Origin of the sequence: Escherichia sp. TW09308 (assembly GCF_000208565.1) — a bacterium.
Taxonomy (GTDB): Bacteria; Pseudomonadota; Gammaproteobacteria; order Enterobacterales; family Enterobacteriaceae; genus Escherichia; species Escherichia marmotae.
On record NZ_AEME01000001.1, the window covers coordinates 3,090,132 to 3,105,921 of the forward strand.

A 15,790-nucleotide genomic window follows, 5' to 3' on the forward strand; every position below is an offset into this window, starting at 1 on the left:
GCTTACCCGGTGTTGTTTCGCCGCCGGGTAAGTAAATGTATCAGGCTTATATCAGTCGTAGAGCCTTATTTAAAGTCGGCTTATTTCGAGCATGGATGTCAAATAAGCTGGCTTTCCTCACCCTCCGCAGAGCGAAAGCTAATACTCACTAACGTGCCACCGCCAGAAGGTTGCGAAAAAGTCAGCGTACCACCCAGCCGTTCTGCACGCTCGCGCATGATATTCAGACCATAATGACCTTCGGGTTCTTTCGGTTCACCGATGCCGATACCGTTATCACGGATATAGACCGTGTGATTGCCGTCCGGCGCGGTGACGCAACTGACGGCAATTTCGCTGGCGTTGGCGTGCTTCATCGCATTCAGCACCGCCTCGCGAATAATTTGCAACAAATGCACTTGCATTTGTGCATCCAGCGCCAGGGTTGGCAGACGGCAGTCGAGCGTCAGTCTGGCACTGGTTTGGTTTTGCAACGCATCCAGCATTTCACGCAGCGCAGAGGGGAGATCCGCCTGCTGGAGTGTCAGACGGAAAGTGGTCAACAGCTCGCGCAACTGCCGATAAGCATCATTCAACGCCTGGGAAAAATCGGCCATGATACTTTGTGCGGTGGCGTTATCTTCCGGTATCGAACGCTTCAGTAATGTCAACTGGATACGTAAGTAAGAAAGCACCTGTGCCAGCGAGTCGTGCAACTCGCGGGCGATGGTTGCGCGTTCTTCCATCAACAGCAACTGCTGAAAATGCTTCTGCGCCTGATTAAAGTACAAACCACGACCCAGCATCGACGAAACGCTGTTAAGCAGCGGTTCTGACGCTGACACGTTACTATTTTGCCAGTGTAGTTCGCCATACACTGTCTCTTGCATGGTCACCGGCAAAATTTGCATCGGCAGTTCAGGGTTTGGCTTTCCTTCGCTAATCCGCCAGTTTTCACCAACGTTAAGCTCCAGGTAATCAGCCGCTTCATTGTCGCGAACAATCTGCAAAATATGACGGAAACAATGTACATCAATCTGGCTGGTATTTAGCGCCTGCGAGCATTGGTACAGCACTTCCAGACGGCGCTTCGCTTCGTGGAGATCGCGGGTTTTTTCTTCTACTGACGCCTCCAGCGAGCGGTACAACTTATGCAGCTCGCTCGACATCTGGTTAAAGGTTTTTGCAAGCAGCCCCAGTTCATTCGGCAGGCTGGTATCCAGTGGCGGTGAGTCGAACTGCCCGTGTTCAATACGCTGACTGGCGGTCACCAGATGATTCAGAGGGGCAACCACCTGATGGCGTATGCGGCGCAGAGTAAAAAAGACCAGCGTGAAAATACCGATGCCGCCAGCCAGAGAAATCGCCACCACCAGCAGCATTTTGCGTTCAGCGTAGTGCTGCAAAGCCAGCACGAACAGGTCTATCTGATTGACATAACTATTGATATTAGCCTGATACCACGGCAAATCGCCGTTAATGAGCCGGTTATTCATCTCCAGCCAGTTGGCATTTAAATGCGCATAGCGAGTTTTTACCGCTTCTGGCACATACCAGACGTTGAGATTGGTTAATACCGGTGAATGCAGTGCCTGCTGGAACAGTTGGCGATGCGCATTGAGCTGCGGGCTGCCGCGTTGCAGATCGTAACCCAAACGATAACTTTGCATACGTAGCGATCCGGCAATATTGATCGCTTCGGCATCGCGCAAACTGCTCGCCAAAGTTAGCAGAGCAATACCAGTGGAAAGGATCGACAGCAGCACAATGTAAAAAAAGGCCCGGGCCAGACTGGCCGAGACGGGTCGTTTGACAATCACACGCGTCTTCTCCACATAAAATAATTAATGTTTCAGGTCGCTGAAACGCAATTTAATAAGCGATGAGATTATTTGATCTGCCACAGTTTATAGCGAAATAGTTACTTGTCCTGGGCAAATGAATATTGCCGATTCCCCTGTAAGTCGGGTAATAACAACACTCATATAAAGAATAAGGTTTTTACAACCAAAAAAGAAGGTCGTTATGAATCGTTTTATTATGGCCAACAGTCAGCAATGTCTGGGTTGTCATGCTTGTGAAATTGCCTGTGTCATGGCTCACAATGATGAACAACATGTCTTGAGCCAACACCATTTTCACCCCCGAATTACGGTTATTAAACATCAGCAACAGCGTAGTGCGGTAACCTGCCATCACTGCGAAGATGCGCCCTGTGCCCGTAGCTGCCCCAATGGCGCGATCAGCCATGTTGATGACAGTATTCAGGTCAATCAACAAAAGTGCATTGGCTGTAAATCCTGCGTGGTGGCCTGTCCGTTTGGCACCATGCAAATCGTCCTGACCCCCGTCGCTGCGGGTAAAGTGAAAGCTACAGCGCATAAATGCGACCTGTGCGCAGGGCGAGAAAACGGCCCCGCCTGTGTCGAAAACTGCCCGGCGGATGCGTTGCAACTGGTCACCGACTCCACATTATCCGGCATGGCGAAATCCCGCCGCTTACGCACCGCTCGTCAGGAACATCAACCCTGGCATGCCAGTACAACGGCACAAGAAATGCCGGTGATGAGTAAAGTTGAGCAAATGCAGGCAACGCCCGCGCGCGGCGAGCCGGATAAACTGGCAATTGAAGCGCGTAAAACTGGCTTTGATGAGATTTATCTACCGTTTCGTGCCGATCAGGCGCAGCGAGAAGCCTCGCGCTGCCTGAAGTGCGGTGAACACAGCGTCTGTGAATGGACTTGCCCGCTGCATAACCATATTCCACAGTGGATTGAACTGGTGAAAGCCGGAAACATCGACGCAGCGGTCGAGCTTTCTCACCAGACCAACACCCTGCCAGAAATTACCGGGCGTGTCTGCCCGCAAGACCGCCTGTGTGAAGGTGCCTGCACCATTCGCGATGAACACGGCGCGGTAACCATCGGCAACATTGAACGCTACATTTCGGATCAGGCGCTGGCGAAAGGCTGGCGGCCTGACTTAAGCCACGTCACCAAAGTCGACAAGCGGGTGGCGATTATCGGCGCGGGGCCGGCGGGGCTGGCTTGTGCGGATGTCCTGACGCGTAACGGTGTTGAGGTGACGGTGTACGATCGCCATCCGGAAATCGGCGGCCTGCTCACCTTTGGCATTCCTTCTTTTAAACTGGATAAATCTCTGCTGGCGCGTCGTCGGGAAATCTTCAGCGCGATGGGAATTCACTTCGAACTCAATTGTGAAGTGGGCAAAGATGTCTCTTTGGATGCGTTGCTGGAACAGTATGATGCGGTCTTCGTTGGCGTAGGTACTTACCGTTCCATGAAAGCGGGCTTACCCAATGAAGATGCGCCGGGCGTTTATGACGCTCTGCCGTTCCTCATTGCTAACACCAAACAGGTGATGGGGCTTGAAGAATTACCGGAAGAGCCGTTTATCAATACCGCCGGACTAAATGTCGTGGTACTGGGCGGTGGCGACACCGCAATGGACTGTGTGCGCACCGCGTTGCGTCACGACGCGAGTAACGTCACCTGTGCCTATCGTCGTGACGAAGCTAACATGCCTGGCTCGAAAAAAGAGGTGAAAAACGCCCGCGAAGAGGGAGCGAACTTCGAATTTAACGTCCAGCCGGTGGCGCTTGAGCTGAATGAACAAGGTCACGTTTGCGGAATTCGTTTCCTGCGCACGCGTCTTGGTGAAGCGGATGCACAAGGACGTCGACGTCCGGTGCCGGTTGAAGGCAGTGAATTTGTCATGCCAGCCGACGCGGTGATTATGGCGTTTGGTTTTAACCCGCACGGGATGCCGTGGCTGGAGTCGCACGGTGTCAATGTGGATAAATGGGGCCGTATTGTGGCGGACGTTGAAAGCCAGTACCGTTACCAGACGACGAACCCGAAAATCTTCGCCGGTGGCGACGCCGTGCGTGGTGCGGATCTGGTGGTTACCGCAATGGCGGAAGGGCGTCATGCGGCGCAGGGAATTATTGACTGGCTGGGGGTAAAATCAGTCAAATCTCACTAATTTCATACACAGACAAACCCGACTTCACAGCGTAAGATAACAGTTCATTTCGCGCTGTGGAGTCGGTATGACGCAACAAATCACCCTCATCAAAGACAAAATTCTCTCCGATAACTATTTCACCCTGCACAACATTACTTATGATCTTACGCGCAAAGATGGCGAAGTGATCCGCCATAAACGTGAGGTTTATGATCGCGGTAATGGCGCGACGATCCTTCTGTACAACGCGAAGAAAAAGACCGTGGTGCTGATTCGTCAGTTCCGCGTTGCCACCTGGGTTAATGGCAATGAAAGTGGGCAGTTGATTGAAACCTGTGCCGGGCTGCTGGATAACGATGAACCGGAAGTCTGTATTCGCAAAGAAGCGATTGAAGAGACGGGTTATGAAGTTGGCGAAGTACGCAAATTATTTGAACTGTATATGTCGCCTGGCGGTGTAACCGAGTTAATCCACTTTTTTATCGCGGAATACAGTGACAGTCAGCGCGCTAACGCGGGTGGCGGCGTAGAAGATGAAGATATTGAAGTGCTCGAGCTGCCGTTCAGCCAGGCGCTGGAGATGATCAAAACTGGCGAGATACGTGACGGTAAGACGGTGTTATTGCTTAACTATTTGCAAGCGTCACATTTAATGGACTGAAAAGTAACAATAATATTTCGCTGATTATTATTGGCTCAATCCGATAAATCCGATTGAGCCGCGCTATCTGCGCAACGAAGATACGACTTGTGCTGTTTGTTTGAACTTCTGGGGTCGTACCGTCCATGCGCTATCGCATTTTCCTTCTCATGTTTATCGCTTTGTTGCCGACGTCTTTAGCGTGGGCAGCACCAGCGCAACGGACGTTTTCCGACTGGCAGGTCACTTGTAATAATCAAAATTTCTGCGTAGCGCGCAACACAGGCGATCACAATGGGTTGGTGATGACTCTTAGCCGCAGTGCCGGGGCGCATACCGACGCCGTTTTACGTATTGAGCGTGGTGGTTTGAAATCACCGGATGCGTTGGAAGAGGAGATAGCGCCACGACTACTATTAGATGGCAAGCCGCTGGCATTAATAGGAGATAAGTGGCGAATTTCGCCGTGGTTATTAGTGACCGATGATACGGCGACCATCACCGCGTTTTTAAAGAGGGTTCAGGATGGGAAGGCAATCACCTTACGTGACGGCGAGCAGACCATTTCTTTGAACGGTTTAAAAGCGGCGTTGATATTTATTGATGCCCAACAAAAGCGCGTTGGTAGTGAAACCGCGTGGATCAAGAAAGGGGATGAGCCGCCGCTTAGCGTGCCGCCTGCGCCTGCACTGAAAGAGGTCGCAGTAGTGAATCCAACGCCAACGCCACTCTCACTTGAAGAACGTAATGATTTGCTGGATTACGGTAACTGGCGGATGAAGGGGCTGCGTTGTTCGCTTGACCCGTTGCGTCGTGAAGTGAGCGTCACGGCGCTGACCGACGACAAGGCATTAATGATGATTGGCTGTGAGGCTGGCGCGTATAACACCATTGATCTGGCGTGGATCGTTTCGCGTAAAAAACCGCTGGCATCGCGCCCGGTAAGGTTGCGCTTACCGTTCAACAACGGTCAGGAGACGAATGAACTGGAGTTGATGAACGCGACATTTGATGAAAAGTCGCGTGAACTGGTGACGTTAGCGAAAGGGCGTGGGTTAAGCGATTGTGGTATCCAGACTCGCTGGCGTTTTGACGGCCAGCGCTTTCGTCTGGTGCGTTACGCCGCAGAGCCAACCTGCGATAACTGGCATGGACCAGACGCCTGGCCCACGTTGTGGATCACCCGTTAAACATCATGGCGGGAACATGTAAGCCTGATAAGACGCGCCAGGCCGGATAAGACGCGGTAGGCCGGATAAGACGCGTCAGCGTCGCATCCGGCAATCAGCATCCGGCAATCAGCATCAGACGCCTTTTACCCCAAGCACCTTATGCGCTTTTGCCACAATATTCTCGGCAGTAAAGCCAAAGAACGGGAATAGTTTATCCGCCGGAGCAGATTCGCCATAACCCGTCATTCCGACAATCGCCCCTTTCAGACCGACATATTTGTACCAGTAATCGGCAATACCTGCTTCTACCGCTACGCGGGCAGAAACGTTTGAGGGCAGCACCGACTCACGATATTCCTCATCCTGGGCGTCAAAAATATCCGTCGAGGGTAAGGAAACCACGCGCACATTGCGTCCTTCGCCTGCCAGTTTCTCTGCCGCTTGCAGGGTAATCTCCATCTCTGAACCGGTAGCAATCAAGATAATATCCGGCTTGCCGCCGCTGTCTTTCAACACATAACCGCCACGAGCAATCTCTTTCACCTGCTCCGGAGTGCGTTCCACCTGGGCCAGATTTTGTCTGGAGAGGATCAGCGCCGTCGGTCCGTTATGGCGCTCAACCGCCAGTTTCCAGCCCACCGCCGCTTCTACCTGATCGCACGGTCGCCAGGTGCTGAAATTCGGCGTTAAGCGCAAACTGGCCAGTTGCTCAACCGCCTGGTGCGTCGGGCCATCTTCCCCCAGACCAATCGAGTCATGGGTATAAACCATAATTTGCCGCGCTTTCATCAGTGCCGCCATACGCGCGGCGTTGCGGGCATATTCAACAAACATCAGGAACGTTGCGGTATACGGTACAAATCCACCGTGGTGCGCGATGCCGTTGGCGATAGCGGTCATACCAAATTCACGCACCCCGTAGTGAATATAATTCCCTGCTGGATCTTCCTTCAGCGACACAGAACCTTTCCAGATGGTGAGGTTGCTGGGAGCCAGATCCGCTGAACCACCAAGCAGCTCCGGCAGCATTGGGCCGTAAGCGTTAAGCGTATTTTGCGAGGCTTTGCGGGTCGCGATTTTCGCCGGATTCGCCTGCAACTCATTGATATATTTCTGAGTCGTTTTCTCCCAGTCTTTCGGCAAACCGCCACTCATCCGGCGGGTAAACTCTTCTGCCAGTTGTGGATGGGCTTTTTTATACGCGGCAAACTTCTCATTCCAGCTCTGCTGCGCTTTTTCGCCTTTTTCGCGGCCATCCCAGGCGTGGTAAATCTCTTTGGGGATCTCAAAGGGTGGATGATGCCAGCCCAGTTTTTGCCGTGCCAGCGCCACTTCTTCTTCACCCAGTGGGGCGCCGTGCGCCTCTTCTTTACCCGCTTTATTAGGCGAGCCAAAGCCAATCACCGTGCGGCAGATAATCAGCGACGGCTTATCTTTCACGCTTTGTGCTTCGAGAATAGCTTCCTTCACCGCTTGCGGATCGTGACCGTCGATTTCGTGGACAACATGCCAGTGATAGGCTTCAAAGCGTTTTGCCGTATCGTCGGTAAACCAGCCTTCAGTTTCACCATCAATCGAAATCCCGTTGTGATCGTAAAAACCAATCAGCTTACCGAGTCCCAGCGTTCCCGCCAGTGAACAGACCTCATGGGAGATACCTTCCATCAGGCAACCATCACCCATAAACACATAAGTGAAGTGATCGACAATCTCATGATCCGGCTGGTTAAACTGCGCCGCCAGCGTGCGTTCTGCTATCGCCAGTCCGACTGCGTTCGCCAGCCCCTGACCCAGCGGCCCCGTGGTGGTTTCTACGCCCGGCGTATAGCCAATCTCCGGGTGACCTGGTGTTTTTGAATGTAGCTGACGGAAGTTCTTCAGCTCTTCCAGCGGCAGGTCATAACCGGTCAGATGCAGCAAACTGTAGAGCAGCATCGATGCGTGACCGTTAGAGAGAATAAAGCGGTCGCGATCATACCAGGTCGGGTCGGTGGGGTTATGTTTAAGAAAATCGTTCCACAGCACTTCGGCAATATCGGCCATGCCCATCGGCGCGCCGGGATGACCAGAATTGGCTTTTTGCACCGCATCCATACTGAGCGCGCGAATCGCATTGGCAAGGTCTTTTCGGGACATAGAACACTCCGTGGCTGGTTTACAGTTTGGCGGCAAGAAGATCTTCCAGTTTGCGTTGATCGACAGCGAACAGGCGGATGCCTTCAGACAGTTTTTCTACCGCCATTGCATCCTGATTGTGTTCCCAACGAAATTCCGCTTCGCTCATAGGGGTAGGGCGCGGGAAATGCTGAGAAGGCGGGATTAATTTACGTACCACCGGCGAGACTTTTTCCTGCAACTCTTTCAGCAAGTTCGGCGCGATGGTCAGACGGTCACAACCGGTTAAAGCGAGGATTTGCTCGGTACGGCGGAAACTTGCGCCCATCACGATGGTTTCGTAACGGTGCTGTTTATAGTAGTCGTAGATATTGCGTACTGATTTGACGCCCGGATCTTCTTCTACCACATATGGGTCCATTGGTTTGCGCGCCTGATACCAGTCATAAATACGGCCCACAAACGGTGAAATCAGAAAAACGCCTGCTTCTGCGCAGGCTCGTGCCTGAGCAAAGGAAAACAGCAGCGTCAGATTGCAATTAATACCTTCTTTTTCCAGCTCTTCTGCCGCGCGAATTCCTTCCCATGTCGAAGCCAACTTGATCAGAATGCGTGACTTCTCAACGCCCTGCTGCTGGTACAAATCCACCAGATGGCGCGCTTTCTCAATACTCTTTTCTTTATCAAAAGAGAGGCGTGCATCAACTTCTGTCGACACACGACCGGGTACGATTTTGAGAATTTCTGTACCGAAATTGACCGCCAGTTTGTCACAGGCCGCGACGACTTGTTGTTCCTGGGTTTGACCGTTTTTTTTACCCCAGGCAATAGCATCGTCTATTAAATGCTCATATTGTGATAATCCGGCAGCCTTGAGTAACAGCGAAGGATTAGTGGTGGCATCCTGAGGATGGTAGTGACGAATGGACTCAATATCGCCACTGTCTGCCACGACCGTGGTGAACTGTTTGATGCCGTCTAACTCGTTCATAGGAAATACTCCTTGAAAAGTAAAGTGTTAGATGAGTGCGTTAATTCACACTTCTGACAAATTTCGCGAAACGCATCAAAAAAGCATAGCAGACAGGCATGGTATTGCTGGATTAAGCAGGTAACATCAGTGTTATAGGATTATTACCGAAACATTATTTTGATGTGGAGAGTTTGGACTTGCTCAAAGTCTGAAAGCTCCGGCAAGGTGATAATGTGCGCCACGTTGTGGGCGAAGGCAGCAACCCACACATTTTTGTGAACGTTACGTGAAAGGAACAACCAAATGGATGACCAGTTAAAACAAAGTGCACTTGATTTCCATGAATTTCCAGTCCCAGGGAAAATCCAGGTTTCTCCGACCAAACCTCTGGCAACGCAGCGCGATCTGGCGCTGGCCTATTCGCCTGGCGTCGCCGCGCCTTGTCTTGAAATCGAAAAAGATCCGTTAAAAGCCTACAAATATACAGCGCGCGGTAACCTGGTGGCGGTGATCTCTAACGGTACGGCAGTGCTGGGGCTCGGTAACATTGGAGCACTGGCAGGCAAACCGGTAATGGAAGGCAAGGGCGTTCTGTTTAAGAAATTCGCCGGGATAGATGTGTTTGACATCGAAGTTGATGAGCTGGACCCGGATAAATTTATTGAAGTGGTCGCCGCACTCGAACCGACGTTCGGTGGTATCAACCTTGAAGACATTAAAGCGCCAGAATGTTTCTACATTGAGCAGAAACTGCGCCAGCGAATGAACATTCCGGTATTCCATGACGACCAGCACGGTACGGCAATCATCAGCACCGCCGCCATCCTCAACGGCTTGCGCGTGGTGGAGAAAAATATCTCCGACGTAAGGATGGTGGTTTCTGGCGCAGGTGCAGCGGCAATCGCCTGTATGAACCTGCTGGTGGCGCTGGGTCTGCAAAAACACAACATCGTAGTTTGCGACTCAAAAGGCGTTATCTATCAGGGGCGCGAGCCGAACATGGCGGAAACCAAAGCGGCATATGCAGTTGTGGATGACGGCAAACGTACCCTCGACGATGTGATTGAAGGCGCGGATATTTTCCTCGGCTGTTCCGGCCCGAAAGTGCTGACCCAGGAGATGGTGAAGAAAATGGCTCGCGCGCCGATGATTCTGGCGCTGGCGAACCCGGAACCGGAAATTCTGCCGCCGCTGGCGAAAGAAGTGCGTCCGGACGCCATCATCTGTACCGGTCGTTCCGACTATCCGAACCAGGTCAACAACGTGCTTTGCTTCCCGTTCATCTTCCGTGGCGCGCTGGACGTTGGCGCAACGGCCATCAACGAAGAGATGAAACTGGCAGCGGTACGCGCAATTGCTGAACTGGCTCATGCGGAACAGAGCGAAGTGGTTGCTTCTGCCTATGGCGATCAGGATCTGAGCTTTGGCCCGGAATACATTATTCCTAAACCGTTCGATCCACGTCTGATCGTCAAGATCGCGCCAGCGGTGGCAAAAGCGGCAATGGAGTCCGGTGTGGCGACGCGCCCGATTGCCGACTTTGACGCCTACATCGACAAGTTGACCGAGTTCGTTTACAAAACCAACCTGTTTATGAAGCCGATTTTCTCCCAGGCTCGCAAAGCGCCGAAGCGCGTTGTCCTGCCTGAAGGGGAAGAGGCGCGCGTTCTGCACGCGACTCAGGAACTGGTAACGCTGGGACTGGCAAAACCAATTCTTATTGGTCGTCCAAACGTGATCGAAATGCGCATTCAGAAACTGGGTTTGCAGATCAAAGCGGGCGTTGATTTTGAGATCGTCAATAACGAATCCGATCCGCGCTTTAAAGAGTACTGGAGCGAATACTTCCAGATCATGAAGCGTCGTGGTGTAACTCAGGAACAGGCGCAGCGTGCTCTGATCAGCAACCCGACTGTGATCGGCGCGATCATGGTTCAGCGTGGCGAAGCCGATGCAATGATCTGCGGTACGGTGGGCGAATATCACGAACACTTCAGCGTGGTGAAAAATGTGTTTGGCTATCGCGATGGTGTTCACACCGCTGGCGCAATGAACGCGCTGCTGCTGCCGAGTGGTAACACCTTTATTGCTGATACTTACGTCAATAATGAGCCAGATGCAGAAGAGCTGGCGGAGATCACCTTGATGGCGGCAGAAACGGTCCGTCGTTTCGGTATTGAGCCGCGCGTTGCTCTGCTGTCGCATTCCAACTTCGGCTCTTCTGACTGCCCGTCGTCAAGCAAGATGCGTAAAGCGCTGGAGCTGGTGAGAGAACGTGCTCCTGAACTGATGATTGATGGTGAAATGCATGGTGACGCGGCGCTGGTAGAAGCGATTCGCAACGACCGTATGCCGGACAGCCCTTTGAAAGGTTCCGCCAATATTCTGGTGATGCCGAACATGGAAGCCGCCCGCATTAGTTACAACTTGTTGCGCGTTTCTAGCTCGGAAGGTGTGACGGTCGGCCCGGTGCTGATGGGCGTGGCAAAACCGGTTCACGTATTAACGCCAATCGCGTCAGTGCGTCGTATCGTTAACATGGTGGCGCTGGCCGTGGTTGAAGCGCAAACTCAACCGCTGTAATTCTTAATGTTAAATCACGCTTACCCTGAATTATTCGGGGTAAGCGATTTACCGCAATATATCAGAAGGGATTATTACTGGTTTTTCGAATAATAAAGTACGCCATATAAAAATAAATCAATATCAATTTAATTATATTCATGTGCTGCACGTGAAAATTTATGCATTACATAAAATATCTCCCCATTCTTAGTGATCTACCTCACCTTTCAAACTCGCTTGCCGAATTTTGTTATTTACTCTGACGAAAAATTGTCACGATAGCCGCAAGTTTTTCACAGGCGGCGACTCATGGATAAAGAACGCATCATTCAGGAATTTGTGCCCGGGAAACAGGTCACGTTGGCACATCTCATTGCGCACCCTGGCGAGGAACTGGCGAAGAAAATCGGTGTTCCGGATGCAGGTGCAATCGGCATTATGACGCTAACTCCCGGCGAAACGGCGATGATTGCCGGTGATTTAGCATTGAAAGCCGCCGACGTACACATTGGTTTTCTCGACCGCTTCAGTGGTGCTCTGGTGATTTATGGCTCGGTGGGCGCAGTGGAAGAAGCTTTATTACAAACCGTTAGCGGTTTAGGGCGCTTATTAAATTATACGCTGTGTGAAATGACGAAAAGTTAATACGAGGCATTCATGAAACGAATCGCGTTTGTGGGGGCCGTCGGGGCAGGAAAAACAACGCTTTTTAATGCTTTGCAGGGGAATTACGCTCTCGCCAGAAAAACGCAGGCTGTGGAATTTAATGATAAGGGTGATATTGATACTCCAGGTGAATATTTTAGCCATCCCCGCCTGTATCACGCCTTAATTACCACGCTACAGGATGTGGACATGCTGATCTATGTCCACGGCGCGAATGACCCGGAAAGCCGATTACCTGTCGGGTTGCTGGATATTGGCGTTATTAAACGGCAAATCGCCGTCATCAGTAAAACGGACATGCCAGATGCTGACATCGCCGCTACGCGACAGCTATTGCTTGAGACGGGCTTCGAAGAACCGATTTTCGCGCTAAACAGCCACGACCCGCAAAGCGTGCAGCAACTGGTGGATTATCTGGCATCTCTCACCGAACAGGAGGAAGCAGGTGAAAAAACTCATCACAGCGAATGATATTCGTGAAGCACATTCACGCGGCGAACAGGCAATGTCCGTGGTTCTGCGTGCCAGCATTATTACCCCGGAAGCGCGAGAAGTGGCGGCCCTGCTGGGGGTTACCATCATCGAGTGCGATGAATCGACGCCGGTAACGGCATCCGTTCCCGCCAGCGCGCCAGCCGATAAAACCGAAAACCAGCGCATCCGCGAAACCATCATCGCCCAGTTACCGGAAGGCCAGTTTACCGAAAGCCTGGTCGCGCAACTGATGGAAAAAGTGATGAAGGAAAAACAGTCGCTGGAGCAGGGCGCAATGCAGCCGAGCTTTAAATCGGTGACCGGCAAAGGCGGCATCAAAGTGATTGATGGCGGCAGCGTGAAATTTGGTCGTTTCGATGGCGCACAACCGCACTGCGTGGGCTTGACTGATCTCGTGACCGGAGACGACGGCAGCAGCATGGCCGCCGGTTTTATGCAGTGGGAGAACGCCTTCTTCCCGTGGACCCTAAACTACGACGAAATCGACATGGTACTGGAAGGGGAACTGCATGTTCGCCACGAAGGCGAAACCATGATCGCCAAAGCGGGCGATGTGATGTTTATCCCGAAAGGTTCCAGCATCGAATTTGGTACGACATCCAGCGTGAAGTTCCTGTATGTCGCCTGGCCGGCGAACTGGCAATCCCTATGAAAGATTTCATCACCGAAGCATGGCTAAGAGCAAACCATACGCTCAGCGAAGGCGCAGAGATCCATCTCCCTGCGGACAGTCGCCTGACGCCCTCTGCCCGGGAGTTGCTGGAAAGCCGCCATCTGCGCATCAAGTTTATTGATGAGCAGGGGAGTTTGTTTGTTGACGATGAACTGCAGCAGCCGCAGCGTGTTCACGGGTTGACCAGTAGCGATGAATATCCGCAAGCGTGCTGCGAACTGTGTCGCCAGCCGGTGGCAAAAAAGCCTGACACGCTGACTCACCTGTCGGCGGAAAAAATGGTCGCTAAAAGCGATCCGCGCCTGGGTTTTCGCGCTGTCCTCGACAGCACCATTGCGCTGACAGTGTGGCTGCAAATTGAACTGGCGGAACCGTGGCAGCCGTGGCTGGCGGATATCCGTTCGCGTCTTGGCAACATTATGCGTGCCGATGCGTTGGGGGAACCGCTGGCCGATCAGGCGATTGTCGGGTTTTCTGACGAAGAGCTGCATCGGCTTTCTCACCAGCCGCTGCGTTATCTCGACCACGATCATCTGGTGCCGGAAGCCAGCCACGGACGCGATGCGGCGTTGCTGAACCTGCTGCGAACCAAAGTGCGGGAAACCGAAACCGTCGCGGCGCAGGTGTTTATTACCCGCAGTTTTAACGTACTGCGTCCGGACATCTTGCAGGCGCTGAACCGCCTTTCCAGCACGGTTTACGTGATGATGATTTTGAGCGTAACGAAGCAGCCGCTAACGGTGAAACAGATCCAACAACGACTGGGGGAAACGCAATGATTATTGAACGTTGTCGTGAACTGGCGTTGCGAGCGCCCGCCAGAGTGGTTTTTCCGGATGCGTTAGACCAGCGTGTGCTGAAAGCTGCGCAATATCTGCATCAGCAAGGCCTGGCGACGCCCATTCTGGTCGCCAGCCCGTTTGAACTTCGCCAGTTTGCGTTCACTCATGGTGTGGCGATGGATGGACTACAGGCCATTGATCCGCATGGCAACCTCGCAATGCGGGAAGAATTTGCCCAGCGCTGGCTGACCCGTGCGGGAGAAAAAACGCCGCCGGATGCGCTGGAAAAACTCACCGACCCGTTGATGTTCGCCGCCGCGATGGTTAGCGCCGGTAAAGCGGATGTCTGTATCGCGGGCAATCTCTCTTCCACGGCGAATGTGTTGCGTGCCGGATTACGCATTATTGGTTTGCAACCTGACTGTAAAACGCTCTCCTCCATTTTCCTGATGTTGCCGCAGTACAGCGGCCCGGCGTTGGGTTTTGCCGATTGCAGCGTAGTGCCGCAACCAACGGCGGCGCAACTGGCTGATATCGCGCTTGCCAGCGCCGAAACATGGCGGGCTATCACCGGAGAAGAGCCGCGCGTGGCGATGCTGTCATTTTCCAGCAACGGCAGCGCCCGCCACCCCTGCGTTGCTAACGTTCAGCAGGCGACAGAAATAATCCGTGAACGCGCGCCACAACTGGTAGTGGATGGCGAGTTGCAGTTTGACGCCGCCTTTGTGCCGGAAGTGGCAGCGCAAAAAGCGCCTGCCAGCCCGCTTCAGGGCAACGCCAATGTGATGGTTTTTCCGTCGCTAGAGGCGGGAAATATTGGCTACAAAATCGCACAACGACTTGGCGGATATCGTGCCGTCGGGCCATTGATACAAGGACTTGCCGCGCCGATGCACGATCTCTCGCGTGGTTGTAGCGTGCAGGAAATTATCGAGCTGGCGCTGGTGGCCGCCGTACCGCGTCAGACAAAAGTGAACCGCGAAAGCAGTTTACCCACACTGGTTGAATGAACGGTCCCGTTCTGGACCCCTATAAAGAGGAAAACACAATGGAAGCATTAGGAATGATCGAAACCCGGGGCCTGGTTGCACTGATTGAGGCTTCTGATGCGATGGTGAAAGCCGCGCGCGTCAAACTGGTTGGTGTTAAGCAGATTGGTGGCGGTCTGGTGACTGCAATGGTTCGCGGTGATGTTGCTGCCTGTAAAGCCGCGACCGATGCTGGTGCCGCAGCGGCACAGCGTATTGGCGAGCTGGTATCCGTACACGTTATCCCGCGTCCGCACGGCGACCTGGAAGAAGTCTTTCCGATCGGCCTGAAAGGCGACAGCAGCAACCTGTAATCACCCTGTGTGACGTCGATTCGGGCGTCACGCTCTCTCCTTGTTCATTTTACCTTCTGCGGAGGGTAGGGGGAGCTTTTACCTGAAATACGCCATGGAGGCGGGTATGAAACTGGCAGTCGTCACTGGGCAAATTGTTTGCACCGTGCGCCACCACGGACTGGCGCATGACAAATTGCTGATGGTGGAAATGATTGATCCACAGGGAAATCCCGATGGGCAGTGTGCCGTCGCTATCGACAATATTGGCGCAGGAACCGGAGAGTGGGTGTTGCTGGTGAGTGGCAGTTCCGCCCGCCAGGCGCATAAAAGCGAAACGTCGCCGGTCGACTTGTGCGTGATTGGCATTGTCGATGAGGTGGTGTCTGGCGGTCAGGTCATTTTCCACAAATAAGGCAGAA

General features: G+C 52.9%; 14 protein-coding genes. 11 read left to right on the plus strand and 3 right to left on the minus strand.

The genetic code is table 11. The annotated features are described in order from the left end of the window. Window positions 1-98: 98 nt before the first annotated feature. Window positions 99-1,799 (minus strand): nitrate/nitrite two-component system sensor histidine kinase NarQ, encoded by a 1,701-nt coding sequence (gene narQ, locus ESM_RS0114610; protein WP_010378985.1) that lies wholly within the window; start codon window positions 1,797-1,799, stop codon window positions 99-101. Window positions 1,800-2,004: 205 nt separating this feature from the next. On the opposite strand from narQ, the gene aegA reads away from it, so the two are divergent. From aegA to ESM_RS0114625, 3 genes are all read left to right on the plus strand, one after another. Then, window positions 2,005-3,984: a formate-dependent uric acid utilization protein AegA gene (aegA, locus tag ESM_RS0114615; protein ID WP_001078853.1), complete on the plus strand. Its 1,980-nt coding sequence runs from the start codon at window positions 2,005-2,007 to the stop codon at window positions 3,982-3,984. A gap of 67 nt (window positions 3,985-4,051) precedes the next feature. Next, on the plus strand, window positions 4,052-4,627 hold the full coding sequence (nudK, locus tag ESM_RS0114620; RefSeq protein ID WP_000193712.1) for a GDP-mannose pyrophosphatase NudK: 576 nt from the start codon (window positions 4,052-4,054) through the stop codon (window positions 4,625-4,627). A 125-nt stretch (window positions 4,628-4,752) separates the two neighbouring features. Then, window positions 4,753-5,796 carry a DUF1176 domain-containing protein gene (locus ESM_RS0114625; RefSeq protein WP_001270555.1) on the plus strand — a complete coding sequence of 348 codons (1,044 nt, stop codon included), beginning with the start codon at window positions 4,753-4,755 and terminating at the stop codon, window positions 5,794-5,796. A gap of 114 nt (window positions 5,797-5,910) precedes the next feature. On the opposite strand, the gene tkt is transcribed toward ESM_RS0114625, so the two are convergent. Both tkt and tal read right to left on the minus strand, forming a co-directional pair. Next, window positions 5,911-7,914, minus strand: coding sequence for a transketolase (gene tkt / locus ESM_RS0114630; RefSeq protein WP_000087315.1), 2,004 nt, complete (start codon window positions 7,912-7,914; stop codon window positions 5,911-5,913). A gap of 19 nt (window positions 7,915-7,933) precedes the next feature. Next, the gene (tal, locus tag ESM_RS0114635; protein ID WP_001003730.1) at window positions 7,934-8,884 is read right to left on the minus strand and encodes a transaldolase; all 951 of its coding nucleotides are present in this window, start codon (window positions 8,882-8,884) and stop codon (window positions 7,934-7,936) included. A 285-nt stretch (window positions 8,885-9,169) separates the two neighbouring features. Here tal and maeB point away from each other — a divergent pair, with 285 nt between their 5' ends. The 8 genes from maeB to eutN all read left to right on the plus strand — a co-directional run bounded on the left by maeB (window position 9,170) and on the right by eutN (window position 15,783). After that, a complete protein-coding gene (maeB, locus tag ESM_RS0114640) occupies window positions 9,170-11,449 on the plus strand; it encodes an NADP-dependent oxaloacetate-decarboxylating malate dehydrogenase (RefSeq protein ID WP_000342663.1) in 2,280 nt (759 codons plus the stop codon). 291 nt (window positions 11,450-11,740) lie between these two features. Next, complete coding sequence (gene eutS, locus ESM_RS0114645) at window positions 11,741-12,076, plus strand: ethanolamine utilization microcompartment protein EutS (protein WP_000356954.1); 336 nt, start codon at window positions 11,741-11,743, stop codon at window positions 12,074-12,076. 12 nt (window positions 12,077-12,088) lie between these two features. Beyond that, window positions 12,089-12,568, plus strand: a complete 480-nt coding sequence (eutP, locus tag ESM_RS0114650; protein ID WP_000820743.1) for an ethanolamine utilization acetate kinase EutP — start codon at window positions 12,089-12,091, stop codon at window positions 12,566-12,568. Continuing rightward, window positions 12,543-13,244 (plus strand): ethanolamine utilization acetate kinase EutQ, encoded by a 702-nt coding sequence (gene eutQ, locus ESM_RS0114655; protein WP_000733938.1) that lies wholly within the window; start codon window positions 12,543-12,545, stop codon window positions 13,242-13,244. Before eutP ends, eutQ begins: the two co-directional genes overlap by 26 nt. Further along, window positions 13,241-14,044: an ethanolamine utilization cob(I)yrinic acid a,c-diamide adenosyltransferase EutT gene (gene eutT / locus ESM_RS0114660; protein ID WP_000651314.1), complete on the plus strand. Its 804-nt coding sequence runs from the start codon at window positions 13,241-13,243 to the stop codon at window positions 14,042-14,044. Before eutQ ends, eutT begins: the two co-directional genes overlap by 4 nt. Beyond that, window positions 14,041-15,057: a phosphate acetyltransferase gene (gene pta / locus ESM_RS0114665; protein ID WP_000583002.1), complete on the plus strand. Its 1,017-nt coding sequence runs from the start codon at window positions 14,041-14,043 to the stop codon at window positions 15,055-15,057. Before eutT ends, pta begins: the two co-directional genes overlap by 4 nt. Window positions 15,058-15,095: 38 nt before the next feature. Then, the gene (gene eutM, locus ESM_RS0114670) at window positions 15,096-15,389 is read left to right on the plus strand and encodes an ethanolamine utilization microcompartment protein EutM (RefSeq protein ID WP_000387719.1); all 294 of its coding nucleotides are present in this window, start codon (window positions 15,096-15,098) and stop codon (window positions 15,387-15,389) included. Between the two features lie 106 nt (window positions 15,390-15,495). Continuing rightward, window positions 15,496-15,783: an ethanolamine utilization microcompartment protein EutN gene (gene eutN / locus ESM_RS0114675; RefSeq protein WP_000762196.1), complete on the plus strand. Its 288-nt coding sequence runs from the start codon at window positions 15,496-15,498 to the stop codon at window positions 15,781-15,783. The last annotated feature ends 7 nt before the right edge of the window (window positions 15,784-15,790 follow it).

What these genes read in the sequence shown, in the direction of transcription:
- ESM_RS0114625 (WP_001270555.1), top strand. Translation starts at nt 4,753, where the DNA reads ATGCGCTATCGCATTTTCCTTCTCATGTTTATCGCTTTGTTGCCGACG.
- tal (WP_001003730.1), bottom strand. Translation starts at nt 8,884, where the DNA reads ATGAACGAGTTAGACGGCATCAAACAGTTCACCACGGTCGTGGCAGAC.
- eutN (WP_000762196.1), top strand. Translation starts at nt 15,496, where the DNA reads ATGAAACTGGCAGTCGTCACTGGGCAAATTGTTTGCACCGTGCGCCAC.
- nudK (WP_000193712.1), top strand. Translation starts at nt 4,052, where the DNA reads ATGACGCAACAAATCACCCTCATCAAAGACAAAATTCTCTCCGATAAC.
- pta (WP_000583002.1), top strand. Translation starts at nt 14,041, where the DNA reads ATGATTATTGAACGTTGTCGTGAACTGGCGTTGCGAGCGCCCGCCAGA.
- eutM (WP_000387719.1), top strand. Translation starts at nt 15,096, where the DNA reads ATGGAAGCATTAGGAATGATCGAAACCCGGGGCCTGGTTGCACTGATT.
- eutP (WP_000820743.1), top strand. Translation starts at nt 12,089, where the DNA reads ATGAAACGAATCGCGTTTGTGGGGGCCGTCGGGGCAGGAAAAACAACG.
- eutS (WP_000356954.1), top strand. Translation starts at nt 11,741, where the DNA reads ATGGATAAAGAACGCATCATTCAGGAATTTGTGCCCGGGAAACAGGTC.
- aegA (WP_001078853.1), top strand. Translation starts at nt 2,005, where the DNA reads ATGAATCGTTTTATTATGGCCAACAGTCAGCAATGTCTGGGTTGTCAT.
- tkt (WP_000087315.1), bottom strand. Translation starts at nt 7,914, where the DNA reads ATGTCCCGAAAAGACCTTGCCAATGCGATTCGCGCGCTCAGTATGGAT.
- maeB (WP_000342663.1), top strand. Translation starts at nt 9,170, where the DNA reads ATGGATGACCAGTTAAAACAAAGTGCACTTGATTTCCATGAATTTCCA.
- eutT (WP_000651314.1), top strand. Translation starts at nt 13,241, where the DNA reads ATGAAAGATTTCATCACCGAAGCATGGCTAAGAGCAAACCATACGCTC.